Origin of the sequence: Lactococcus sp. DD01, assembly GCF_001578715.1 — a bacterium.
GTDB classification, from domain to species: Bacteria; Bacillota; Bacilli; order Lactobacillales; family Streptococcaceae; genus Lactococcus; species Lactococcus petauri.
This window is the reverse complement of sequence record NZ_KQ968941.1, coordinates 68,411-91,503: the sequence shown is the minus strand read 5'-3', so window position 1 is coordinate 91,503 and position 23,093 is coordinate 68,411. Positions and strand designations below refer to the sequence as shown.

The window sequence follows — 23,093 nt, the reverse complement described above, 5'->3', positions numbered from 1 at the left end:
GATGGAGCTCAACTACAAGCTATTTCTTTAATAATATTTGGAATTGTGGGAGCTCTATTTGCACTTTTATTAAATTTCTTCCTTTCTATAAATACTTCTGGGCTTAGCATGGCTAGATTTATTTTAAATGGTATTGCAATTAATATGGGATTCTCTGCAATAACTACTTATTTTTCTTTAAAAATCAATAATGATGATTATTCTCGTGTAAATAATTGGTTACAAGGATCAATTAGCCAATCAAATTGGATATCAGTTTACCAAATTTTCCCATGGGTGTTGATTGCCTTTACTTTACTATTATTTTCTCAAAACCATTTAGAGCTATTGCGCTATTCAGATTCACATTTAAGAAGCATTGGTTTTTCAATGAGTTATTGGAGATTGTTTTTTATATTACTGGCATCAATTTTTATATGTACTAGTGTAATAGTGGCTGGTAATGTAGCCTTTGTAGGACTAATTGTTCCTTATATAACGTTAAAATTTTTTAAGCGTAATTCTAAATTGCTTATCCCGGCTATATTTATCAATGGAATGAGTTTAGTTACATTTTGTGATACTTTTGTAAAAAAAATATTTGCACCAAATGAATTGCCACTAAACTCAATGATAGGAATAATTGGGATTCCTTATTTAGTTTTAATATTTATAAGTAACTCAACTATAGATTGGAAAAAAAATAATGCAAAAAATTGTTAAAAAAGTAGGAGAATATTATTTAGATATATATTATCCGATAGGTGAGTTTGATGAAACTGAACTACCTATTTTATATGTTTTAGATGGCGATGCTTTTGCATCAACAATCTCAGAAGCTGTTAAATTACAAATTAGAAATTCAGGTAAAACAGGTGTTAATCCAATGATTATTGTTGGAATTAGCTATCATAACTCTGATCCATTTAATAAAGAAAAACGATTCATTGATTTTACACCAACTAAAATCCACGAGGATAATCCTGTTGACTTCAGATTTGGTATGCCTAAAGGTGGGGGAATCAATAAATTTATCACTACGTTTATACAAATTCATCAAATAATTATAAATGACTTTTCTATAGATAAGGGACACGTCGGTATTTTAGGTCATTCATTAGGAGGACTATGTGTGTTAGAGTTTATGTTGAGAGACAAACTATCATTTTTAACTGATTTTCTAGCTATTAGTCCTTCATTATGGTGGGATAATAATGAATACTTTAATAAACTTGACGTGTTTGATAAATCAAAGCTGAGTCAAAAAAGAGTCATTATAAGTGTTGGTTCTAATGAAGGAGATATGGTCGAACTTTCTAATAAAGCCTTTAAATTAGTTTCTTCTTGTAACTCTATTAAAGCTTGTACATACTATATTATAGAAGATGAGAATCATATGTCTGTTGTATTTACTGTAATAAGTCGCTATCTTCGATGGTTCTCTATGTCTTCTGAGCCCTTAGGAGGTATTAATATTGAGAGATGAAGCAATACGGACACATAGTTTGACTCTAAGTTATCACAAAAACACAATTATAGATTCCTTAGATATTTCATTCATAAAGGGACATATTTCAGTTATTGTTGGCCCTAATGGTTGTGGAAAATCTACTTTATTAAAAGGACTAGGTAGGATACTAAAACATGAGGGAGATATCCTACTAAATCATCAAAACATATTAGAGTTATCAACTAGAGAAATTGCAAAACAGCTAGCCTTTCTACCACAAGATTCTATATCACCAGAAGATTCAACTGTTAGAGAAGTTGTTAGCCTAGGTCGTTATCCTTATAAAGGATTACTTCAAAAAAATACTGAGGAAGATGAGAAAGTAATTGATGAGGTTCTAATTGAAACAGGATTAAATTCATTTGCTAATGAAAATATTCAAACATTATCGGGGGGACAAAAACAGAGAGTATGGATTGCGACGGCATTGTGCCAACAGACAGAAATAATATTACTAGATGAACCCACAACTTATTTAGATTTAGGACATCAGATAGAAATATTAAATTTATTAAAAAAGCTAAATAAGAAAAAGGGAATAACTGTTATTATGGTACTACATGATCTTAATTTAGCTGCAAGATTTTCAGACTATATGATTGGTATAAAGTCTGGAAAAGTTCATTATCAAGGGCGAGCGGATGAAATAATGACTCCTCCAATTTTAGAAGATCTTTTTGGTATAAAGGCTTATATAGGAAAAGATCCAATAGATGAAACTCCGATCTGCCTAAGATTTGAATAATATACAAATATTTTGTCTCATTATGTTTACTTACACTCAAACAAGAGAAACCTTTATATAATTTTTTATTTTATATGTTAATCTTGTGTGATCTATTCTATTTTAATATAACATATCATGTTAATTAAAAGATAGAAGAAGTGCAGTATTGATAGGATAAAAAATAGAATATGTAAACTCATCAAACGAATAAAAATATTATATGTATAACAAAAGAGTTACTGATTACTTTCTTAGTAACCCTTAGTTAAGTCCTTCATCTTACCAAGATTTTGGTAATTGTTGAAGGAGGTTAACATAGCTATTTTACAATTTAGAATAGCTTAGCGCAACATAATACGCACCGAAGTTTTATTATGTGATATGTGAATAAAAGTTATAAAATAAAAGATTACTGACATAAAATTTCTGTAATCTTTTTATCTTGAGAACTTTAGGTCCTTAGTTATATACCTATCACAATTGATAGGTGGTATCCAAAAACATTGCTATCAATTCTTCTTGATTACTTAATTTTATACTTAACATATACTTTGAATTCGCTTTATACTGTTTTACTTAATTTATAAGTAGGGGAGATAGAATTATCTTAATAACAAAAATAGTTAGAATAGCATAGAACAACTATATTGCTTTACAATATAGTTGTTCTATGCTATTATGTTAAACATAATAGGTATGAAGGAATAAATTATGGCAGATAAAATAGATTCACAGATGCTAAAAGGTATTCTCTACGGTTGTATCTTAATTCTACTTTCAAAAGAAGATATGTATGGATACATGATAAGTGAAGAATTAAATAAGTATGGGTTTGAAAATATATCGAAAGGTACTATTTACCCGTTACTATTATCTTTAGAAAAAAAGAAATTCATAGTTGGAGAGTTGAAGTTGTCAAGTACGGGACCCAAGAGGAAATACTATTCTCTTACTGATACTGGTGTTAACGAGAGAGATCAATTTTTAAGGGAATGGCAGCAATTAGAGGGAAATCTCTCAAATTTAGTAAAGGAGATTCATACAGATGGAAACTAAAAAGATTATTGAACGTAATGCTGAGCTTCAAGAAAAACTAGAGAAACCTAATAAAGATTATTATGGAAATCTTTTGGTTTATATACGGATAATGTCATTTATAAGAGATGAAAAAAATCTGAAGAATTATTACTTGAAATTTTAGAAGATATAGTAGAAGGACAGAGTAAGGGGATTACTGCAGAACAGTACTTAGGCGCTAATCCTAAGCAAGTAGCAGATGATATCATTAAAGAGTTACCTATTAATGTTATGGATTTAATAAAGCTGATTGCCAGTGGTTTGGGTATGTATTATCTGTTTACTTTAATTCCTAGTTTAGTAACTTCAAATACAGCAGTGGATATTGGAAATTTTTTAATTACAGGAATCTATATATTTTTCTTGATTATAGTAGGACTGATGTTTATGGCAATTAGTCTTTATAGGTACACCTCAAAAGTTCTCAAGATATTATTACCGGTAGTATTTACTTTTGGACTTATGGGTGGGGTATTACTATTCTCAAACTTTAAAACTTCGTGGGTACTTAAAGTAAGTGATAGTATGGGGCTTCTTCTCATTGGCTCAAGCTTATTTTTTATAATATGTTTTTTATATAAAACTGATGACAAGAAGAGCTGGGCTCCATTTGTGCCACCAATTTTAATTTCTGCGATAGCTGGAATTCTTTTAAGGATAGAAAGTTTCAAACCTATTTTTAATACACAAAATGGTAAGTATATACTGACAGCTGTACTACTTGTTGGATTAGTTTTACAGTACTTATTTATATGGTATTTCGCTAAAAAAAGAAAATAACAGTGCATAGTAGATATAGTAATTAATATATTATCAAAAACTATTGACAAAAGACTTTTACATTGCTTTAATTTGCAAGATTCAAAATTAAATTGATAGTTTTATCTTTATTTTGTTAGTATACTGGATTCAAGAAAGGAGATATTATGAAGATAGGTAAACGGATAAGGGAGTATCGGAAAATTTATAATCTTTCCCAAGAACAATTGGCAGATAAGATTTTTGTTTCACGTCAAACCGTATCTAATTGGGAAAATGATAAGACATATCCAGATATACAAAGTATTATTTCGCTAGCTATTCTATTTAATATTTCTTTAGATGAATTCATTCGTGAAGATTTGGAGGAAATGAAGATGAAGATTAATAATAAGAAAGCTAATAAACGAGCTGATATTTATTCTTTAATAATGATTTGTTCAACAATATTAGCCAGTCTATCTATTGGCTTAGTAGTAGCATTACCAGAATCAAAGTTGATATTAATAGTTCCAATTATTTTATTTTTACCTGCTTTATGGAGTTCTTTTGTTTTAGAAAAATTCAAAAGGAACAATGACTTGAAAACCTACAAGGAGATTTTGGCATTTTCAAAAAATAAAGATAAAGATATAGAGACGTTAAGAGAGAGGAGGGAAGCTAAAGGAATAGAAATTGAAAAAAGCATTATTGTTTTAGGGTATGTTGGTCTTACCCTGATGATCTGCTTGTTAGGAATATTTATTGGCACTCTTTTTATTCAATAATATAAACTGCATCCACTAAGTTATAGCTATGGATATGGTGCTGCCTTTGCCTAGTATAGTAGGACAATGGGCAACTCTATCTGATTTAAAAGGAGACAAAACAAAAAACTTTACTTGAGATCCTTGTGGTAAAGGTGGTACTCCTAACTCATGTCAATAGAGGAGAGAATATGAAAACAATAAACCTAAAAAATAATAAAAAAGTTGATTTTTGGATTGTTAAGATAGTTGGATACAGATTCTCTAAGGTACGGTTTAATTGGTATACACTCATTATAATTTAACTAGACTTTCAATGGGTAATGTCTTAGTTTATGATAACAAGCATCGTATAGAAATTACAGATCTAGATTATATGACTTATGAAATTTTGCTAAAAAATATAAGAGTATACTAATTTGTATTTGATAAACGCAATGGAACTTTACAAGGAAATAAAAAAAGGAAAGTAAGCGATGAAAAATAGTGTTAAATTAAATCTTATACGTTGGGGAATCTCTTTCGTTGGAACTCCTTTAGTATTAGGAGGAATAGAATGGCTGACCAGGGAATCATTTATTGAAGGATGCTTTTTTGGTTTCCTAATTGCTATTTTATCAGTATTTATTGAGATAGTATTGACAAAATACAAACAGAGCATCTCTATATTTTCTAAACAGTATTCAAAATATCTTTTGGTAATAGGGATACTGTTAGTTGTTGGACCTGGTTTTTTGATACCTTCTCATATCTCTAGACTTTGGAGTATTTTCCCTATGATGATTGGAATTCTAGTTGTCTTTCTTAGTATTGATAACAAGAAGTGAAAGGATTAATCAATGAAATCTAAAAAAACATTAGATCTTACTATAAAAGTTATCATTTTAATTTATGGTTCTATTTTAGCAGGAGATGGCATTCAAGCACTTATCAACCTATTCCCTATTAACATTTGGTTTGGTAGAATAGGTGGAATTTTGTTTTCTGGAATTGCAGGATTAGTGATTTATGATTCTTTATTTAACGATGATCAGAAAAATGAAGAATAAAAGAGCTCACCTAAAGAAGTCTAAGGGTTAATATTCAATAATTTAAATACTGATTCTGCCAGCCTAGAGAATACACTAATGTAAATATATATTCAAGGGATCTTGGGTAAGTTGAGCTGGGATTTTATGTTAGTAAAGTATAATGGTAAAATGAATTCAAAAGATGAATAGTCTTAGAAAGTAAGCTATTAGAGGCTTTAAATAATTAGTGTTAACCAAAAAACTAACCAAGCAGAAAAAATGTGCGTGTTAAAATTTATAAAATAAAGAGCTACTTTGTAATACAATCAACAGTAGTTTTTTATTTTGTGAGTTTTATCGAATGCCTATAAACTCGAAATTGAGGGATACACATTAGATATAAAGAAACTTCCAGACAATGCGACCGGAACACTCAGTGTCACGGCCCAAACTGTCACTTATGTCTATACGAAAAATAAAGTAAATCCTGTAAAGCCTACTTCATCTGACAATAAGGCTAGTCATAAAGAGGATATTCATAAATCAGTACCTTCTTCTTTATTAACCCACGATAAATTACCTGAAACTGGCGAAAATGAAAGAATGACATTAATGAGTGTTGGAACAGGTCTGGTTCTCCTAATGGTTGTTCTTATTACTTTTATTTTCCGTTTCAAAAGAATAAAAAGCAATAAATAAAAAATAGATTTGAACAAAAAAACAAAACAGCTCATAACTTAATAGTTGTGGGCTTTTGTTTATGTTATATTCAATTTTCTAAGAGACACTTATTTATACATATTCTTACTATCATCCCTAAAAACCATCATTTTATCCCTAGAGTATTGATTAATTAATGTGTTCTGTTAGAATAAGCTAAAGAATGAAAGGACAAGATAATTGAAGTTCCATAAAAAAATTGACCCAAGTTATACAGAAACTGAAATATTGGTTAGGACATATTCAGAAAGTATTTATGAAGAAATTATGAATATGTTAGATAACAGTATTTATTTAAAATCTACATCTGGTGCATATAAGGTCAAACTCGGAAATATTATATATATTGAATCCAATAAAAATTACCTTGAAGTATATGCTAAAGAAAAAAACACAATTAAAAACTTTAGAGTTCGCTTGACGCTTTATAAAATTAAAGAGTTGTTAAGTGATGATTTTATCCAAATATCTAGAACATACATTATAAATTATAATTTTTTAGATTCTGTAGAAGCAGATCTTATTCATGGGATGGTCGCAAGAGTAATGGGATTTAAAATTCCAATTTCTAGAACTTATTTGGAGGGGATATATTCAAAATTAGAGGAGGAAAATAATTGAAAAAATACATACATTCTTGTTTCATAGGCATTGGTATTGCTAGTTTCATTATTGTTTTAAATTCAATTTCTTACTTTGGAATGAATGTAGTAATTAGTTCTCTTGTTTTAGGTGTTTTCCAAGGTATAATTGTTCCACTTATTTATCATAATAAAATAAAAGCGCTATATTTAGTAAAAGTATTATTACATGCAATAATAAGTTATTTATTAATTATTTTATGGTGGATAGTAGGAGAAAATTTATCTTTGAGTATGGTAAGTTTATTGTGGTTTATTGTATTTATATCTGTATTTTCCTATTTTCACTTTATGAATCACAAAGACGCTTATAAAATTAACACAAAATTAAAAGGTGAAAAAGTAAAAAAATAAAAATTAAAGAGAAAGCTTGATAGAATGAAAGCAAAAGATAGTAGTAAAAATAGGAGGATAAAATTTTGACAAAAAAAATTGTTGAGATTCAAGATATAAAAAAAGAATTTAATCAGAAAACAGTTTTAAGCAATATTACTTTTTCTATTAAAAAAAATGAATGTATTGCTCTACTTGGAAAAAACGGTGCAGGAAAAAGTACATTATTGAATATAATTATAGGAAAATATTTTCAAAATGATGGAAATGTAAAGATAAACTGCGAGAAAAAAAATGTTGGTTTTTTACCTCAAAATACCAATTTTCCTGATGATATAAAGGTAAACGAGTTAATTAACTTTGTATCTAGTTATACTGATACTCCTCTTTCTGAGGAAGAAGTTGCACTTATTCTTAATTTTTCAAACGAACAAATGAATAAGTTCGCTTCTAAATTATCTGGAGGGCAACAGAGATTACTAGATTTTTGTTTAGCTGTAATTAACAAACCACAATTTTTAATTGTTGATGAGCCTACCTCAAGTATGGATACATCGACCAGACACCATTTTTGGGAATGTATTCAACAACTTAAAGAAAAAGGCACTACAGTATTATTTACAACCCATTATATTGAAGAAGTAAATTATTGTGCGGATAGAGTACTTTTATTAGATAATGGTAATTTAATGGCAGATGAAACACCATACCGGCTAAGAATGCTGAATCACGAAAAAATTATTGTTTTAGATATTAATTTATATAAGCAATTTGAACAACCATTACAACATATAATTATAAGTAATCAGATCAAAGAAATTTTTTCAAAATCTACTGTGGAATTGTATTTTGTAGCAGAAAGAACAGATTATATTATTAAAGCATTATTAAGCATAGGATTTCCTATTAAAGAAGTTGAGCTTACCAATACATCATTACTGGATACTATATTTGAGGGTACTCATATTGAGGAGACACAAAATGACTAATTTAGCAAAAATAGAATTTTTAAGAATGGGGCGTAATAAAAAATATCTTATTATGAGCATAGGCATGCCCGTATTTTTTTACTTAGTATTTACGGCAATGATAAAATTACCAAATCCTGAAGCACAAGATACATTTATGAAAGAATATCTAATGTCTATGACGACTTTTAGTTTAACTAGCTTTTCAATATTCACTTTTCCATTTGAAATTATAGAAGATAAGAAGAATGGATGGAGAAATTTATTATATAGATTACCAGTAACTGATATAGATGTATTTATTGTTAAAGTAATTAAAATGATTATTTTTTTCATTATTTCAATTATTTTAGTATTTTTAGTCGGTTTTTTAGTTAGAGGAATTCACTTAACCTTTATTCAATGGCTTATGTCCGGATTATTACTATTAATTGGAGCCATTGTATTTCTTAGTTTAGGAACTATTTTAACAAATTTTAAAGATGAAAAAACAGCATCTGTATTTTCCAATATATTATTTTTAGCTTTAGCAATGTTAGGGGGATTATGGTTTCCTACTAGTCAATTTCCTGAATGGTTGCAAATGTTATCTAAATTAACTCCTACCTATCATTTTAGAGAGTTAGCTGTTGGATATATAAGTAATAATGAGATACCTTCAAAATCTATTTTAATAATGATAATTTACGCTATTATCTTTATATCTATTTCGCTTATTATATCTAAGAATAGAAAACAAGATATTGCTTAACTTTATAAATAATGAGTTAACTAAGTTCAATAAAGTATACTCCAAAGGTCTGTTTTCACTTTTTGCTATAATAGGATTTATAGAAGGTCAATGAGGCTGAGTATTAGATTCACTTAATAAGGAGAAATTGTGAAAAAAACAATGGAAGAAAGATTCAAGTCAATGACAAACTATTTAAAAAGTCAAATATAAAAACATAAAACGAAGTTTTTCAATGTTTTGTTTTATGTTTCAATGAGAAAACAAGAGTCAACAAAATATTAATTTTATTGACTCTTGTTTATGTTTATTTTCATAATGTAACCCTAGTATATCATACTTCCATGATAAAATATAGAGGTGCTATTTTTTATAGTAATGTGTTTTTAAGATGGTGAAAAATAATGGAAATGCTTTAATAGCAGACTTTAAATGTGTTGAGTGTAGAAAAAATTAATATTTTATTTACACTAAAAAATTAAAAGGTTTCTATGTTTAATTTTAAATTCAGGGTGAAGGATGTAAAATGAAAAAAGTAAAAATTTTTGGATTGATAGCAACGGGTATACTTATCTCAACAAGTACGATGTCGATTATTGCTGATACAGAAGATATAGATATTCCAATAAATGATACTACACTTACTAATATTCCTAAAGGTGATTCTGAAAGTAATCACATGATACGAAAACTGGGAGGAGTTACTGGAAGATGGTTTGTTATTAATGGAAAAAATGAATTTTTTAGCCCTACAATAAATATTCAAAAAGACAGTACAGATACGATTGAGTTTTCAAAAATCATTTCACAAAATTCAGGAAGTAGTTACAATTTTTCTGAGACAGTATTATTTTCTGATGGTGTAAGCATACAAACTTTACCTGAAGTTATTGTACCTTCTGGAACAACTTATAGCATTGAATATACTATTGATAAAACAACATTTACTAGTGTACCTCCTTCTGATATTACAAGCTTAAAAGGTATCAAAGTTATTTTTTCTAAAATGAATGCTTCAGAACGTGTAGAAATAAAGAATACGGCTATCATAAACTGGAACAATACACATTCTGGTGCAAATGAGCTTGCCCAATACTTTGAAGATGATAGAATTCAGAGTGCTATTTATTTTGATAGTTACCGGATGGTTACTGCTGTTTATAAAGATGAATTGGGAACTGATTTATCTGAACCCGAGTTTTTTTATGGAGTTTTAGGAGATAAATACAGTACTTACGCAAGAACAATACCGGGTTATAAACTTACAGTAATGCCTAATAATGCATCAGGACAGTTTAGCGATGATGATCAAACTGTCTCATATATTTATAAAAAAGAAGCGGTTGCTGGTGGTGATGTAACTGTCAAATACTTAGATTCACATGGAAAGAATATTGCAAATGATATTGTGAAATCAGGTAACATTGGCGAAGATTATACAACAGAGCAAAAAAATATTGAAGGTTATAGTTTTAAAGAAGTACAAGGTGATATTTCTGGTCAATTTCAAAATCAACCTCAGACTGTAATATATGTATATACTAAAAATCCAGTAATATCAGCAAATGTGACAGTAAATTATGTGGATGAAGATGGTAATCAAATATCAGAAGATGTCATAAAAAGTGGTAATATTGGAGACATTTATAATACAGAACAAAAAGATATTAATGGTTATACCTTCAAGGAAGTGAAAGGCAATACAACTGGTCAATTAACAGATCAGGCTCAAACGGTTACGTATGTATATAGAAAAAACAAAATTCCTAATATAATTGGCACAATCCTTGTTAAATATATAGATATAGAAGGAAATTCCATTTCAGGAGATATTGTAAAATCAGGAACTGTTGGAGAAGACTATAATACTGAAAAGAAAGATATTTGGGGTTATACCTTCAAAGAAGTGAAAGGCAATAAGACTGGGCAATTCACAGAACAAGTTCAAATTGTAACCTACGTGTATGCTAAAAATAAAACAAATCCAGTAGGTCCTGAATCAAAACCAGGGAATAAACCAAATTCTAAAGACAAAAACAGTAATCAAAGCAAAACATCATCATCTCAGAATGCTTTACCTGCAACAGGAGAGAATGAAAGAATGACGATGGTGAATGGTGTCTTAGGACTAATGCTTTTAGCCTTTGGAGCAGCCGTTTTGATCTTCCGCTTTAAGAAAGTAAATAAATAATATCTAAAAGAAGTTATGACTTGTAACTTCTTTTTATTTGTTGAAAAATGAAAAACTTTATTAGAAGTCTAGAATATGGTCGTGATTTGGCAATAAGTGATTATTCTCAAACATCACATGGCTATGTACGTAACATTTAAGAAATTAGTTGAGGTAGTGATAATTGCTGCCATGTAAAAATAAAATCGGTGAATATTAAGGACGAGAGAAATCTTGTCCTTCTTTTTTTGTATATAAGGGGGAAGAATGGGCACAACAGGAATAACAATGGACAAGAAGATGATTGATGCTGAAGGTATTTCAAACTTTTATTCTATAAAGGTTTCGACCGCTAGAAATAAAATTTGCGAAATGAAAAAAGATAAACGATTCATGCAAGGGGATTATTTTAGAATGAGCGGACGTGTATGATTTCCAGCATTTGACGAATTTTTAAAAATAAAAGACGAGGAAAAATACAGATAAAAATGATATAATAAGTATGATTTTTATTCTGCACTTTTCCCAAAAGAAAAGGTAGGCAATATGAAAGTTGAAGATATAAAAGTAGGAAGTTTATGGTCTGAATCTCGGAAAAACAAGTTTCTCTGGTGTATGAGATACTTTAATATAGTTACAAAATCCGAGGATAAAGTTTCTGTAACTTTGACATCTAATTCAAATCAAGCTAAAACAAAAGCTAGAAAAATATTATTAACAAAGGCTAAGCGAAAAATTGAACAAAGTGAATTAAATATATTAAATTCCAGTTTAAATATTAATTCCTTAACTTTTTCTTCTGTGGCTAATTTATGGTTAAATGACTGTAGCAGAAAGCTAAAGCCGTCAACCTTAAATAATAGACGAAAACAAATAAAACGTTTTGCTGCTGAATTTGGAGACCAGGAAATGTCACAATTTACAACTTTCCAAATTCAGGTATTTTTTAATAGTTTGAATTTAAAATCAGGTACAGTAAAAGGTTATTTTTTAACTTGTAAATCTATTTTTGATTTTGCAAAGAGAATGGAGATTATTTCTAAAGATCCTACATTGAATGTGAAATTAAGTCTTTCCAAAAAAACTTTGGAAGATATAAAAAAGCAGAATCGAAAACTGTTTACAGTGGAAGATTTAGCTAAGGTCTTAAATAGGATGAGAGGGTCTGACAATCCTCGCACGTACTTTATAGCTCTAACTATTGAATTTCTGTTTTAACTGGTTTAATATACTGTGAATTAGCTGCGTTAAAAGAAGAAAATTATGACCGCACAAGACGTATAATTAAAGTGGAAACTAACTTAGATTATACTAAGGGTGTGACGAAACACACCCATACCACGACTAAAACATTATCTTCTTATAGGGAAGTTGATCTCAATGATAGAGCGGTCGAAATTATCGAAGAGTATCTCAAAGCTAATCATGGCAATACTTATGTAGGTTATGAGAATCATGGATACATTTTTTGTACTCGTTCAGGTCAGCCACATAATATTGGTCATCTAAATCGAGCTTTTAAGTATTATGGAAAAGAAACGGGGCTAGATAAGCAATTCTCTTGCCATTGTATGCGCCACTCTCATATTTCATTATTAGCAGAAATGGGAATAAACCAAAAAGTGGTGATGCAAAGAGTTGGTCACGCAACATCCACTATTACTAATAATATATATACTCATGTCACACCTAATATGTCTAAAGAACTAAACCAAAAAATGAATAGAATTAACAAAATTTCTTAAGCAAATTTGGTGGGCAAAAAAGTGGGCAGAAATGAATGAAAAATAGTGATAATTAATGATATTATTATCGAAAATAAAATAATAATATCACTGGAAAATGTTATTAAATAGGGCTTTTAAGCCATTTTTATAAAGGGGAAAGAAAATTGGCACAATTGTACTTCAAATACGGCAGTATGAATTCAGGCAAAAGTATCGAAATCTTGAAAGTTGCCCATAATTATGAAGAACAGGGAAAACCTGTTTTGATTATGACTTCTAGTTTAGATACACGTGCTGGTGTTGGTATAGTTGCAAGTCGTATTGGTATGAGTAGCGAAGCTGTAGCGATTGACGATACCATGAATGTCTATGAATATATCGAAAGCTTGCCAATAAGGCCTTTTTGTGTGTTGATTGATGAAGCTCAATTTCTTAATAAACAAAATATTTATGATTTGGCACGTGTGGTTGATGATTTAAATGTCCCTGTGATGGCTTTTGGCTTAAAAAATGATTTCAGAAATGAACTTTTTGAAGGCTCAAAATACTTATTGCTTCTGGCTGATAAAATCGAAGAAATTAAAACGATTTGCTGGTATTGCAGTAAAAAAGCAACGATGGTTTTACGCATGGTTGAAGGCGAACCTGTCTATGAAGGCGAGCAACTTCAAATTGGTGGTAATGAGAGTTATATTCCAGTGTGCCGTAAGCACTATTTTCACCCTTTGAAAAAGATGGATAGTAATCGTATAAAAGAAGAGATATAAAAAAGAAGTAAGGAAAAATAAAAAATGTTTGATCAACTTGAAACGATGGTAGGACGATATGAGGAGCTGGGCGAATTACTCAGTGATCCACAGGTTGTCAATGATACAAAGCGCTTTATGGAACTTTCACGTGAAGAAGCGAATCTGCGAGATACTGTAGCTACTTATAATGAATATAAAAAAGTGCTTGAAACTATTTCTGACAGTGAAGAAATGCTTGGTGAAGGTGGCCTTGATGAGGACATGAAAGAAATGCTCAAAGAGGAGCTTTCAGAAGCAAAAGCAGCTAAAGAAGAACTGGAAGAAAAGATTAAAATTCTCTTGCTTCCTAAAGACCCAAATGATGATAAAAATATCATCTTAGAAATTCGCGGCGCAGCAGGTGGTGATGAAGCAGCTCTTTTCGCTGGCGATTTGCTAAATATGTACCAACATTATGCAGAGTCACAAGGTTGGAAATTTGAAATCATGGAAGCCAGTGTGACGAGCATTGGGGGGTATAAAGAAGTTTCAGCCCTTGTTTCGGGAACTTCTGTTTACAGTAAACTAAAATACGAATCTGGTGCTCATCGCGTGCAACGTGTGCCATCAACAGAAACACAAGGACGTGTACACACTTCAACAGCAACGGTCCTTGTCATGCCTGAAGTTGAAGAATTCGAGATGAAAATTGAACAAAAAGATCTTCGTGTGGATATCTACCATGCCTCAGGTGCTGGTGGACAAAATGTCAACAAAGTTGCGACAGCTGTACGTATGGTTCACTTGCCTACAGGCATCAAAGTTGAAATGCAAGAAGAACGTACGCAACAAAAAAACCGTGACAAAGCCATAAAATTGCTTAATACGAAGGTATTTGACTACTATCAACAAATCGAGTTGGACAAGCAAAATGCTGAACGTAAGTCCACTGTCGGAACAGGTGACCGCTCAGAACGTATCCGTACTTATAATTTCCCCCAAAACCGCGTGACCGATCACCGTATCGGACTAACTTTACAAAAGTTAGATACCATCCTTTCTGGAAAAATGGATGAAGTCATTGATGCACTTGTGGTTTATGATCAAACGGAGAAGTTGGCGGAGCTTAACAAGTAATGACCGAATTTCAATTTGAAGGTTTTAACATTCGGCTGCGTGCAGAAGAGCAAAGACGTATGGAAACGGCGAAGAGAGTGAAGGACGTTGAGACAAAAGTTCTTGTCTTTGAGGTCAGTACCCAAGAGACACACTTTGATTTGCTCTATTGCCAAGCAATCAACCAAGATTATTGGATTACCATTGAAAATGTTGAGAGCCCTTCAAAGCATCTTCAGAGATTGGGTAGACGCGTACGGATGAGCATTGACTTTTATAAGGACAATGCTTATTGTCGTCTTTGGCAAGAGCTCAAAGAAGGGGACAATTGGAGCAAACGTAAAAAAGTTCTTTCACTTGCGGAGTTTAGCAAATACAGCAGTCAATCGGTGACGGAAATTATGAAAACCTTTGATGCTTTGGCTCTAGGAAGATTGGAAAATATTGTCAATGAGAAAAATAGGACACGAAATGAAAATGGTGTCCTTTTTGCAAAAGATAATCTGAAAATCCCCATCATCGTTTACTTATTGGGGCGTGTTTTTCCTCTCCTTTAAAAGGTGAGGAGAGTGAGGAAAGAAAAAATGTTATGGATTGAGGCTGTGCGCCAATTATCTCAAGATTTGGAAGAGCCTTTCGCTCTAGAATTTGTCTGGAGAAATTTACACAAGCTCACAAAATTACAGTGGTTAAATTTACAAAGAGAAGCGATTTCAGATACGGATTTAGCTGCACTTACATCTGTCGCGCAGCGTTTGAAAAATAATGAACCGCCACAATACATTGTAGGCTGGGCTGAATTCTGTGATTTAAAACTTGCCGTGGATGAGCGTGTCCTGATTCCACGTCCAGAAACAGAAGAGCTGGTGCAGATGATTCTCGCTGAAAATGAGCAAGGTAGACGTATGGTTTTAGATATTGGCACAGGATCTGGAGCTATTGCTCTAGCACTGGCGGAGAAAAGAAAAGAGTGGGAGATTACTGCATCGGATGTTTCAGAAAAAGCACTTGAACTTGCTCAATTGAATGCAAAAAGTCATCAAATTTCTCTTAATTTCATTCTCTCTGATGTCTTTGAAAATATTCAAGGACAGTACGATATCATTGTGTCCAACCCACCCTATATTGCCTTTGATGAAACGTATGAAATGGATCAATCCGTCATTCGCTTTGAACCAGATAGCGCACTCTTTGCTGAAAAGCAAGGTCTAGCAATTTATCAGAACATTGCTGAAGCAGCTCATCAATTTTTAAAGCCACAAGGGAAAATATATTTAGAAATTGGTTATAAGCAAGGTCCAGCAGTGAAAGACTTGTTTGAGAAGGCTTTTCCTACTAAAAAAGTCCGTGTGCACCGTGATATTTTTGAAAAAGATCGTATGATAAGTGTGACATAGATGAAAATAAAACATATAGAAGTAAAGAAAGATAGATATCTCCCTTTACTTCTTTTAGCTGATGATCATGAGCATATTATGACCTATCTTGCAAAAGGTGAACTTTTTGTACTGGTGGATCAGTCTGAAATTAGGGCAGTGTGTGTAGTCAGTCCGACTCTCGAAATTGAAAACCTAGCTGTAGCGCCTGATGCACAAGGTCAAGGCTATGGCAGAGCCCTGATAAACTACCTTTTTAAAAAGTACAAGGGCCAGGGTGTCATGACCGTCGGCACCGACGATATATCGGGAAATGTCCTTTTCTATGAAGCTTGTGGTTTTGAATATACCCATAAGATAAAAAATTATTTTATTGACCATTATAGTTTTCCGATTTACGAAGATGGAAAACAACTTAAAGATAAATGCTACTTAAGAAAGGAGCTATAAAATGACAGTTGAAAAAGCAATAGCAGCTTTAAAAGCAGGAGAATTGGCAGTGTTGCCAACAGAAACAGTTTACGGCATTTTCGCGGATGCAACCAACGAGGCAGCGGTGCAAAAACTTTATGCTGTAAAAGGGCGTCCTGTTGAAAAAGCCTTGAATATGAACGTGGCGGATTATGACACAATTTTAAAATATTCAGTACATCAACCTGCTTATCTTGAAAAACTCGTGCAAACTTTTCTGCCTGGACCGTTGACGATTATTTTAGAAGCAAGTCCTGAAGTTCCTGAGTGGATTCATGTGGGGAAAACTACTGTCGGATTCCGAATGCCTTCAATTCCAGCCACACAAGAAGTGATTAAAGCTTTAGGGGTTTTAGTGGGACCCTCTGCTAATCTTACCGGCTCACCAAGCCCACGTTTCTATGATGATTTAACATCCGCTATCCTTGATAAAGCAGCTGTTGCACTTCAAGATGATAGTGTTTATGGTCTAGATACAACGATTTTGGATCTTTCTGGTGAAATGCCTAAAATTTTACGTCAAGGGGCAATTACAGCGCAAGAACTTCTTGATGCTGTTCCAGAATTATCTGAAATTGTCTGAACAAATAATTTGGTTCGGCACTTTGCTTTAGATATAATGGTAGATGTACAAAAGCTACCCACGCAAAAGGAAAAATGCTTGAGGTAAGCATCGTATAAGGCAAAGGAGACACACATGGAAATTTATAATTTTGAAGCGTTTGATCCAGAACTTTGGGCTGCTATACATGCCGAAGAAGTTCGACAACAAGAAACAATTGAGTTAATTGCCTCAGAAAATATCGTATCCCCAGCGGTACGTGCAGCTCAGGGATCTGTCTTAACAAATAAATACGCAGAAGGTTACCCGGAAAAACGTTATTATGGTGGGACAGAAGCTGTAGATGTGGTGGAAAACTTGGCCATCGAACGTGCCAAAGAACTCTTCCATGCAGACTTTGCTAATGTGCAGCCACACTCTGGCTCACAAGCCAATGCAGCAGCTTACATGGCCTTGATTGAGCCTGGTGACACTGTATTAGGTATGGATTTGAATTCTGGTGGGCATTTGACTCATGGTTCTCAAGTCAACTTCTCAGGTAAGATGTATAACTTTGTTTCTTACGGTCTTAATTCAGAAACAGAGTTGCTTGATTTTGACGAAATTGCAGCACAAGCTGAAAAGCATCGCCCAGCACTTATCGTTGCTGGTGCATCGGCTTACTCTCGTATTATTGATTTTTCAAAATTCCGTGAGATTGCAGACAGTGTCGGTGCAAAATTGATGGTAGACATGGCTCATATCGCTGGTCTTGTGGCTACAGGTCATCATCCAAGTCCTTTTCCTTATGCAGATGTAGTAACCTCTACAACACATAAAACATTGCGTGGCCCACGTGGGGGTCTCATTTTGACTAATGATGCGGAGCTAGCTAAAAAAATCAACAGCGCTATTTTCCCTGGTTTACAAGGTGGTCCCTTGGAGCATGTTATTGCTGCTAAAGCAGTTGCCTTTAAAGAAGCTTTGTCACCAGACTTTTCAACTTATATTGATCAAGTAGTGAAAAATACAGCAGCCATGGCCGATGAATTTAGCAGAGCTGGTTTACATGTTATCTCAGATGGTACAGACAATCATCTCTTCCTCGTCAAAGTAACTGAGCTTGGAATTAACGGTAAAGAAGCACAAAATCTCCTTGATACAGTTAACATTACCCTCAATAAAAACTCTGTTCCTGGTGAGGAACTTAGTCCTTTTAAAACAAGCGGTGTGCGTATTGGTGCCGCAGCAATCACTAGTCGCGGCATGAAGGAAGAGGAGAGCCGTAAGATTGCACAAGCAATTATTAAAGCATTATCCAATAAAGATGACGAATTTGCTCTTCAAGAAGTTCGCCAATTTGCATTAGATTTGACAAAAGGGTTTCCTTTAGTCTAGAATATAAGTACGACTTTTTTAACAAAATTTCCACCACCGAATAAAAATGAACAGTGATAAGTAAATAAAGGTGGAAATGCTAGAGAAGTTTTTAACATGAGATGGCATATAATAACAACTGGAATTGAGACATGAGCCGTCGAAAAAATGATTAGGAATAGATAAATGTTGAAAATTTTGAAGCTATTCATCAAGCTTGCGCTACTGGCAGCAGTGGTCGGAGCAGGTTTTTACGTGCACAGAACTTATAGAAACGTAAAAAATGTGATGCAATATGAAAAATCGGTTGATGCAACCTTGAAAGCTCAAGGCTTAGAGGGCGATACAAAGCTTGCATTGGCTATTATTTATACAGAGACAAAAGGAAATGCTGCGGATGTTATGCAGTCAAGCGAGAGTTTGAATGGCAATCAAAATAGTATTTCAGATGAAGATAAAAGTATTGCGCAAGGTGTTTCCAATCTTTGTAAAGTTTTAGAGTACGCTGAAGATAAAAAAGTTGATATTTGGACAGGAGTTCAAGCATATAACTTTGGTCAAGCATATATAGATTATGTTGCGAAAAACGGTGGAAAAAATAATTTAGAACTGGCTGAAAAGTATTCACGTACAGTTGTAGCACCTAGCTTGGGAAACACCACGAGTGCAACCTATTACCATGTAACGGTCGATTCTTTAATGAATAGCGGAGGGAAACTCTACGTTAACGGGGGAAATATGTACTATGCCAATGAAGTCAAATGGCATTTGATGCTTCTTAATCTTTTTAACTGGTAAAACAAAAAAAGGCCTGTTTAAGACAGTCTTTTTTTGGTTATTCATTAATATTTAATATCGAAATTTTTAAAGTCCGGGAATTCGTCTGGATAGGTTTCGAGTTTTGTGACTGAAGCAAAAGGAGTGGGGCCTTTCCGAAGTTTATCTTCGAAGTCTGACAAAGCTTTCTGACTATCAGACTGGACATAAAGCCCCACAGTGCCATCAGAATTATTCCATACGCGCCCTTTGAGTTTGAGTTGCCGTGCGATTTGGACTGTACCATAACGGAAACCAACACCTTGTACCTGTCCGTGAGCAATCATTTTAACCTTATACATACTTACACCTCCTTATAGGAAAATAAAAATCTTCATGTATTCTATGTTATAATTATAGCAAATGGAAATTATTACAGCAAAAGACAATAAAAAAATAAAAGAAGCACGTAAGCTGCTGACAAAGAAAAAATATCGCAAAAATTCTTATCTTATTGAGGGCTTTCATTTGCTAGAAGAAGCTGTCAATTCGGGAGCGAAAATTTTACAAATCTTTGTGGAAGAAAACAAATATCACCAAGTTGCACATCTGGAAGAAGTTATCGCAGTGAGTTCAGAAGTTCTTAAAAGCCTATCGGATGCTGGAACACCGCAAGGTGTTGTCGCTGAGGTAGCTTTCGAAGAAGTGAAAGTTGAGTTGAAAAACGGTAAGTACTTAGTACTTGAAAATGTCCAAGATCCTGGCAATGTCGGGACGATGATTCGGACAGCTGATGCTGCAGGATTTTCAGCAGTACTTTGTCTCGGAGATACGGCAGATATTTATGCTCCAAAAGTGATGCGAAGTATGCAAGGGAGTAACTTTCACATTCCTATTTTGTCTGTGGCAGATTTTACGGAATTGCAAAAAGCGCACATTCCTCTTTATGTTACCACTTTATCTAACCAGTCCATCAGTCATAAAGAACTTGTAGCCGAAAAGGATTTTGCCTTAGTTATGGGGAATGAAGGCGCAGGTGTTTCTGCTCAGGCAGTCGCGGTGGCCGATCAACTTGTCCATATAGAGATGCCTGGACGTGCAGAGTCTTTGAATGTCGCCGTTGCAGCGGGAATTTTGATGTTTAGTCTATAAAAAAAACTGCTCATGAGCAGTTTTTTCTTTTATTGAACTTTGGACGCTAATGTTTCCGCAAAAGCCTCAAGATTTGTAATATCTTCATCTTCAGCATTCAAGTCAACTTTGACAGATTCTGCCCCTTTTTCAGCTCCAGTGAGTGCAAATTGTTCCTCAAACATGTCGACACAAATACAGAAATCATCATAGAAAGTATCCCCTGAACCACAGACACCGAAAGTTTTTCCAGAAAGATCAACATCTTGCAAGTCTTCATAGAAATCAACGATTTCATCTGGCAATTCACCATCACCATAAGTATAAGTGGCAACGATACAAAGATCCGCATCTTCGAATTCGTCAGCATCAACTGAAGTACATTCGTCCAAATCTACATCAAGACCTAAATCTTCCAATTTATCAGCGACAATTTCCGCGATTTCTTGCGTATTGCCGGTCATACTTGCATAAACTACTTTTGCTAAAGCCATTTTTTGCTCCCTTGTGAAATTTATATAACAAAATTATATCAAGAAATTCCAGAAAAATCAGCTCCTGTGCATTTTTCGGGGCTTTCTACCACAGTATTTTTATGATAAAATAGGATTATCATTGCGATTAAAGAAATATTTAGAAGAAGGTAAAAATAGTGATTACATTAAAATCTCAACGTGAAATAGATCAAATGGATCGTGCCGGCTCTTTGTTGGCAAGTATCCACATCGGTTTGCGTGATTTGATAAAACCAGGTATCGACATGTGGGAAATCGAAGAGTATGTACGAAAAGTATGTAAAGAAAATAATACTCTTCCTCTCCAAATCGGTGTAGATGGTTCAATTATGGATTATCCTTATGCCACATGTTGTTCATTGAACGATGAGGTTGCGCATAGTTTCCCTCGTCACATGAAATTAAAAGATGGCGACCTTATCAAAGTAGACATGGTTTTGGGCATGGTTGAAGATGGTTCTGTCGATGTTTCAAAACTTGATTTTGATAATGTTCCTGAGATGAAGAAATATACCGAAGGTTTCAGCGGAGCTATTGCAGATAGCTGCTGGGCTTATGCTGTAGGCACACCATCAGAAGAAGTTAAAAATCTTATGGATGTGACACGTGAGTGTCTCTATCTTGGAATCGAACAAGCTGTCGTTGGTAACCGTATCGGGGACATTGGAGCAGCTATTCAAGAACATGCAGAAAGTCGTGGTTATGGCGTGGTTCGTGACCTTGTCGGACATGGTATGGGCCCAACCTTCCACGAAGATCCACTTGTGCCTCATTACGGAAAAGCTGGACGTGGTTTACGTTTGCGTGAGGGTATGGTTTTGACCGTTGAACCAATGATTTCGACAGGAACTTGGGAAATTGATACGGATATGGAAACAGGCTGGATGCATAAGACATTGGATGGTGGTTTATCATGTCAATATGAACATCAGTTTGTCATTACCAAAGATGGCCCAGTAATTTTGACAAGCCAAGGAGAAGAAGGCACTTACTAATAAGTTTCTCCTATTTATTAAGACGTAAAAATGAAAGGAGGAGAAGACCAGATGAAAGCTCTTTTTCAACGTGTGTCGTCTTGGCAAACTTTGAAGGACTTTATGAACTTTTATAAAAGTTCAGAGATGTCCTTATCAAGTATTGCTGTGGCTTATTACTTGCTTTTATCCATTTTCCCGCTACTTTTGATTTTTGCCAACATTCTCCCCTTCTTAAATCTTGATATTGATATGATTTTGGATGTGCTTCATGATCAGATTCCGGAGCAGATTTATGATATGAGTGTTGGATTTATCCGAAATGTCTTGGAAAATCCCAATACAGGATTACTTTCGATTTCCGTTTTGGCTGGCTTCTGGACATTTTCCCGTGCACTTGCGACCTTACAGATGGCTATGAATAAAGCTTATGAGGTTTCAGAACATCGAGACTTCATTCTCAGCCGAATTATTGGTTTAGTTGTTGGCTTGGGGCTCATGGTTATGCTCTCTTTAACTATTTTAATTTCAACATTTGGTCAGGTGATTTTGACCTGTGTGCATGAGAACCTCTTTGCCTTTGATGATCGACTGTACCGGACTTTGCAAACAGCTACCTTACCAGTTGTCATCATTGTTGTGCTTATTTCTTTGATTTTACTGTACTTTGTCTTACCCAATGTCAAAATACATAAACTCCGCTATATTATGCCGGGGACTATTTTCTCTACCTTGGTCCTTGTGGCACTGCCTCATTTTTTTGGGGCCTATTTAAGTCGAGCTTTAGGGCAAATGCGTGACTTTAAACTGGTTGGTTCCTTGCTTATTTTTGGTTTAATGATTTGGTTTATTTTTATTGCTAAAGTTATTATCATCGGAGCAGTATTCAATGCTACTTATCAGAAAAAGTCCTTTGGTCAAATCGAAACCCGACGTGGTGAGATTGTTGCATTTATTAAAGAAATTAGAAAATAAAAAAAACGCTCTGTTTTGGCGAGGCTGCTGAAAAAC

General features: G+C 33.4%; 31 protein-coding genes. 29 read left to right on the top strand and 2 right to left on the bottom strand.

Features of this window, described 5'->3' with window-relative positions:
* From LACDD01_RS09390 to LACDD01_RS09285, 26 genes are all read left to right on the top strand, one after another.
* On the top strand, nt 1–702 hold a 702-nt coding region (locus LACDD01_RS09390), incomplete at its 5' end, for a FecCD family ABC transporter permease (protein WP_156468521.1).
* Entirely contained in the window at nt 686–1,465 is a 780-nt protein-coding gene (locus LACDD01_RS09385; RefSeq protein WP_061414712.1) for an alpha/beta hydrolase, read from the top strand. The genes LACDD01_RS09390 and LACDD01_RS09385, both read left to right, overlap by 17 nt.
* Nucleotides 1,455–2,234, top strand: a complete 780-nt coding sequence (locus LACDD01_RS09380) for an ABC transporter ATP-binding protein (RefSeq protein ID WP_061414709.1) — start codon at nt 1,455–1,457, stop codon at nt 2,232–2,234. The genes LACDD01_RS09385 and LACDD01_RS09380 overlap by 11 nt, the downstream gene beginning before the upstream one ends.
* Nucleotides 2,235–2,927: 693 nt before the next feature.
* The gene (locus LACDD01_RS09375; protein WP_061414707.1) at nt 2,928–3,272 is read left to right on the top strand and encodes a PadR family transcriptional regulator; all 345 of its coding nucleotides are present in this window, start codon (nt 2,928–2,930) and stop codon (nt 3,270–3,272) included.
* Nucleotides 3,262–3,417 (top strand): hypothetical protein, encoded by a 156-nt coding sequence (locus LACDD01_RS12415; protein WP_231863422.1) that lies wholly within the window; start codon nt 3,262–3,264, stop codon nt 3,415–3,417. The genes LACDD01_RS09375 and LACDD01_RS12415 overlap by 11 nt, the downstream gene beginning before the upstream one ends.
* Nucleotides 3,418–3,524: 107 nt before the next feature.
* On the top strand, nt 3,525–4,073 hold the full coding sequence (locus LACDD01_RS09370; protein ID WP_231863421.1) for a hypothetical protein: 549 nt from the start codon (nt 3,525–3,527) through the stop codon (nt 4,071–4,073).
* 146 nt (nt 4,074–4,219) lie between these two features.
* Nucleotides 4,220–4,819 carry a helix-turn-helix domain-containing protein gene (locus LACDD01_RS09365; protein ID WP_061414703.1) on the top strand — a complete coding sequence of 200 codons (600 nt, stop codon included), beginning with the start codon at nt 4,220–4,222 and terminating at the stop codon, nt 4,817–4,819.
* A 455-nt stretch (nt 4,820–5,274) separates the two neighbouring features.
* On the top strand, nt 5,275–5,625 hold the full coding sequence (locus LACDD01_RS09360) for a hypothetical protein (RefSeq protein ID WP_061414700.1): 351 nt from the start codon (nt 5,275–5,277) through the stop codon (nt 5,623–5,625).
* Nucleotides 5,626–5,637: 12 nt separating this feature from the next.
* Nucleotides 5,638–5,847, top strand: coding sequence for a hypothetical protein (locus LACDD01_RS09355; RefSeq protein WP_061414697.1), 210 nt, complete (start codon nt 5,638–5,640; stop codon nt 5,845–5,847).
* A gap of 339 nt (nt 5,848–6,186) precedes the next feature.
* Nucleotides 6,187–6,507, top strand: a complete 321-nt coding sequence (locus tag LACDD01_RS12410; protein ID WP_255357187.1) for a MucBP domain-containing protein — start codon at nt 6,187–6,189, stop codon at nt 6,505–6,507.
* Nucleotides 6,508–6,795: 288 nt separating this feature from the next.
* Nucleotides 6,796–7,149, top strand: coding sequence for a LytTR family DNA-binding domain-containing protein (locus tag LACDD01_RS09350; RefSeq protein ID WP_156468519.1), 354 nt, complete (start codon nt 6,796–6,798; stop codon nt 7,147–7,149).
* On the top strand, nt 7,146–7,523 hold the full coding sequence (locus LACDD01_RS09345; RefSeq protein WP_061414691.1) for a hypothetical protein: 378 nt from the start codon (nt 7,146–7,148) through the stop codon (nt 7,521–7,523). Before LACDD01_RS09350 ends, LACDD01_RS09345 begins: the two co-directional genes overlap by 4 nt.
* A gap of 65 nt (nt 7,524–7,588) precedes the next feature.
* Nucleotides 7,589–8,491: an ABC transporter ATP-binding protein gene (locus tag LACDD01_RS09340; protein WP_061414688.1), complete on the top strand. Its 903-nt coding sequence runs from the start codon at nt 7,589–7,591 to the stop codon at nt 8,489–8,491.
* The gene (locus tag LACDD01_RS09335) at nt 8,484–9,221 is read left to right on the top strand and encodes an ABC transporter permease (protein ID WP_061414685.1); all 738 of its coding nucleotides are present in this window, start codon (nt 8,484–8,486) and stop codon (nt 9,219–9,221) included. Before LACDD01_RS09340 ends, LACDD01_RS09335 begins: the two co-directional genes overlap by 8 nt.
* Nucleotides 9,222–9,726: 505 nt before the next feature.
* Nucleotides 9,727–11,391: a MucBP domain-containing protein gene (locus LACDD01_RS12405; RefSeq protein WP_061414682.1), complete on the top strand. Its 1,665-nt coding sequence runs from the start codon at nt 9,727–9,729 to the stop codon at nt 11,389–11,391.
* A gap of 246 nt (nt 11,392–11,637) precedes the next feature.
* A complete protein-coding gene (locus tag LACDD01_RS12100; protein ID WP_197458046.1) occupies nt 11,638–11,802 on the top strand; it encodes a hypothetical protein in 165 nt (54 codons plus the stop codon).
* Nucleotides 11,803–11,916: 114 nt separating this feature from the next.
* Nucleotides 11,917–12,588, top strand: coding sequence for a tyrosine-type recombinase/integrase (locus LACDD01_RS12400; RefSeq protein ID WP_231863420.1), 672 nt, complete (start codon nt 11,917–11,919; stop codon nt 12,586–12,588).
* Nucleotides 12,576–13,115: a tyrosine-type recombinase/integrase gene (locus tag LACDD01_RS12395; RefSeq protein ID WP_348821948.1), complete on the top strand. Its 540-nt coding sequence runs from the start codon at nt 12,576–12,578 to the stop codon at nt 13,113–13,115. The genes LACDD01_RS12400 and LACDD01_RS12395 overlap by 13 nt, the downstream gene beginning before the upstream one ends.
* A gap of 146 nt (nt 13,116–13,261) precedes the next feature.
* Nucleotides 13,262–13,864: a thymidine kinase gene (locus LACDD01_RS09320; protein ID WP_019293406.1), complete on the top strand. Its 603-nt coding sequence runs from the start codon at nt 13,262–13,264 to the stop codon at nt 13,862–13,864.
* Nucleotides 13,865–13,888: 24 nt separating this feature from the next.
* The gene (gene prfA / locus LACDD01_RS09315; protein ID WP_061414679.1) at nt 13,889–14,962 is read left to right on the top strand and encodes a peptide chain release factor 1; all 1,074 of its coding nucleotides are present in this window, start codon (nt 13,889–13,891) and stop codon (nt 14,960–14,962) included.
* Entirely contained in the window at nt 14,962–15,498 is a 537-nt protein-coding gene (locus tag LACDD01_RS09310) for a hypothetical protein (RefSeq protein WP_061414678.1), read from the top strand. Before prfA ends, LACDD01_RS09310 begins: the two co-directional genes overlap by 1 nt.
* A 27-nt stretch (nt 15,499–15,525) precedes the next feature.
* Nucleotides 15,526–16,338, top strand: a complete 813-nt coding sequence (prmC, locus tag LACDD01_RS09305) for a peptide chain release factor N(5)-glutamine methyltransferase (RefSeq protein WP_061414675.1) — start codon at nt 15,526–15,528, stop codon at nt 16,336–16,338.
* Entirely contained in the window at nt 16,339–16,767 is a 429-nt protein-coding gene (locus LACDD01_RS09300) for a GNAT family N-acetyltransferase (protein WP_061414672.1), read from the top strand.
* 1 nt (nt 16,768) lies between these two features.
* Nucleotides 16,769–17,371, top strand: coding sequence for an L-threonylcarbamoyladenylate synthase (locus LACDD01_RS09295; RefSeq protein ID WP_003134304.1), 603 nt, complete (start codon nt 16,769–16,771; stop codon nt 17,369–17,371).
* Between the two features lie 114 nt (nt 17,372–17,485).
* The gene (gene glyA / locus LACDD01_RS09290; protein ID WP_003134306.1) at nt 17,486–18,727 is read left to right on the top strand and encodes a serine hydroxymethyltransferase; all 1,242 of its coding nucleotides are present in this window, start codon (nt 17,486–17,488) and stop codon (nt 18,725–18,727) included.
* A gap of 165 nt (nt 18,728–18,892) precedes the next feature.
* Nucleotides 18,893–19,504, top strand: a complete 612-nt coding sequence (locus LACDD01_RS09285; protein ID WP_061414669.1) for a lysozyme family protein — start codon at nt 18,893–18,895, stop codon at nt 19,502–19,504.
* A gap of 44 nt (nt 19,505–19,548) precedes the next feature.
* On the opposite strand, the gene LACDD01_RS09280 is transcribed toward LACDD01_RS09285, so the two are convergent.
* On the bottom strand, nt 19,549–19,824 hold the full coding sequence (locus LACDD01_RS09280; protein WP_061414666.1) for an acylphosphatase: 276 nt from the start codon (nt 19,822–19,824) through the stop codon (nt 19,549–19,551).
* Nucleotides 19,825–19,885: 61 nt separating this feature from the next.
* On the opposite strand from LACDD01_RS09280, the gene LACDD01_RS09275 reads away from it, so the two are divergent.
* On the top strand, nt 19,886–20,614 hold the full coding sequence (locus tag LACDD01_RS09275; RefSeq protein WP_061414663.1) for a TrmH family RNA methyltransferase: 729 nt from the start codon (nt 19,886–19,888) through the stop codon (nt 20,612–20,614).
* A 29-nt stretch (nt 20,615–20,643) separates the two neighbouring features.
* On the opposite strand, the gene LACDD01_RS09270 is transcribed toward LACDD01_RS09275, so the two are convergent.
* The gene (locus LACDD01_RS09270; protein WP_019293396.1) at nt 20,644–21,087 is read right to left on the bottom strand and encodes a flavodoxin; all 444 of its coding nucleotides are present in this window, start codon (nt 21,085–21,087) and stop codon (nt 20,644–20,646) included.
* Between the two features lie 158 nt (nt 21,088–21,245).
* Here LACDD01_RS09270 and LACDD01_RS09265 point away from each other — a divergent pair, with 158 nt between their 5' ends.
* Together LACDD01_RS09265 and LACDD01_RS09260 are read left to right on the top strand one after the other, a co-directional pair.
* On the top strand, nt 21,246–22,103 hold the full coding sequence (locus LACDD01_RS09265; RefSeq protein ID WP_019293395.1) for a methionyl aminopeptidase: 858 nt from the start codon (nt 21,246–21,248) through the stop codon (nt 22,101–22,103).
* Between the two features lie 51 nt (nt 22,104–22,154).
* Nucleotides 22,155–23,057, top strand: a complete 903-nt coding sequence (locus tag LACDD01_RS09260; protein ID WP_061414660.1) for a YihY/virulence factor BrkB family protein — start codon at nt 22,155–22,157, stop codon at nt 23,055–23,057.
* Nucleotides 23,058–23,093: the final 36 nt, after the last annotated feature.

Coding starts and splice junctions, on each gene's coding strand:
- LACDD01_RS09385 (WP_061414712.1), top strand. CDS start 686: ATGCAAAAAATTGTTAAAAAAGTAGGAGAATATTATTTAGATATATAT.
- LACDD01_RS09375 (WP_061414707.1), top strand. CDS start 2,928: ATGGCAGATAAAATAGATTCACAGATGCTAAAAGGTATTCTCTACGGT.
- LACDD01_RS12415 (WP_231863422.1), top strand. CDS start 3,262: ATGGAAACTAAAAAGATTATTGAACGTAATGCTGAGCTTCAAGAAAAA.
- LACDD01_RS09370 (WP_231863421.1), top strand. CDS start 3,525: ATGGATTTAATAAAGCTGATTGCCAGTGGTTTGGGTATGTATTATCTG.
- LACDD01_RS09365 (WP_061414703.1), top strand. CDS start 4,220: ATGAAGATAGGTAAACGGATAAGGGAGTATCGGAAAATTTATAATCTT.
- LACDD01_RS09360 (WP_061414700.1), top strand. CDS start 5,275: ATGAAAAATAGTGTTAAATTAAATCTTATACGTTGGGGAATCTCTTTC.
- LACDD01_RS09355 (WP_061414697.1), top strand. CDS start 5,638: ATGAAATCTAAAAAAACATTAGATCTTACTATAAAAGTTATCATTTTA.
- LACDD01_RS09350 (WP_156468519.1), top strand. CDS start 6,796: ATGAATATGTTAGATAACAGTATTTATTTAAAATCTACATCTGGTGCA.
- LACDD01_RS09335 (WP_061414685.1), top strand. CDS start 8,484: ATGACTAATTTAGCAAAAATAGAATTTTTAAGAATGGGGCGTAATAAA.
- LACDD01_RS12405 (WP_061414682.1), top strand. CDS start 9,727: ATGAAAAAAGTAAAAATTTTTGGATTGATAGCAACGGGTATACTTATC.
- LACDD01_RS12100 (WP_197458046.1), top strand. CDS start 11,638: ATGGGCACAACAGGAATAACAATGGACAAGAAGATGATTGATGCTGAA.
- LACDD01_RS12400 (WP_231863420.1), top strand. CDS start 11,917: ATGAAAGTTGAAGATATAAAAGTAGGAAGTTTATGGTCTGAATCTCGG.
- prfA (WP_061414679.1), top strand. CDS start 13,889: ATGTTTGATCAACTTGAAACGATGGTAGGACGATATGAGGAGCTGGGC.
- LACDD01_RS09310 (WP_061414678.1), top strand. CDS start 14,962: ATGACCGAATTTCAATTTGAAGGTTTTAACATTCGGCTGCGTGCAGAA.
- prmC (WP_061414675.1), top strand. CDS start 15,526: ATGTTATGGATTGAGGCTGTGCGCCAATTATCTCAAGATTTGGAAGAG.
- LACDD01_RS09300 (WP_061414672.1), top strand. CDS start 16,339: ATGAAAATAAAACATATAGAAGTAAAGAAAGATAGATATCTCCCTTTA.
- LACDD01_RS09295 (WP_003134304.1), top strand. CDS start 16,769: ATGACAGTTGAAAAAGCAATAGCAGCTTTAAAAGCAGGAGAATTGGCA.
- glyA (WP_003134306.1), top strand. CDS start 17,486: ATGGAAATTTATAATTTTGAAGCGTTTGATCCAGAACTTTGGGCTGCT.
- LACDD01_RS09285 (WP_061414669.1), top strand. CDS start 18,893: ATGTTGAAAATTTTGAAGCTATTCATCAAGCTTGCGCTACTGGCAGCA.
- LACDD01_RS09280 (WP_061414666.1), bottom strand. CDS start 19,824: ATGTATAAGGTTAAAATGATTGCTCACGGACAGGTACAAGGTGTTGGT.
- LACDD01_RS09275 (WP_061414663.1), top strand. CDS start 19,886: ATGGAAATTATTACAGCAAAAGACAATAAAAAAATAAAAGAAGCACGT.
- LACDD01_RS09270 (WP_019293396.1), bottom strand. CDS start 21,087: ATGGCTTTAGCAAAAGTAGTTTATGCAAGTATGACCGGCAATACGCAA.
- LACDD01_RS09260 (WP_061414660.1), top strand. CDS start 22,155: ATGAAAGCTCTTTTTCAACGTGTGTCGTCTTGGCAAACTTTGAAGGAC.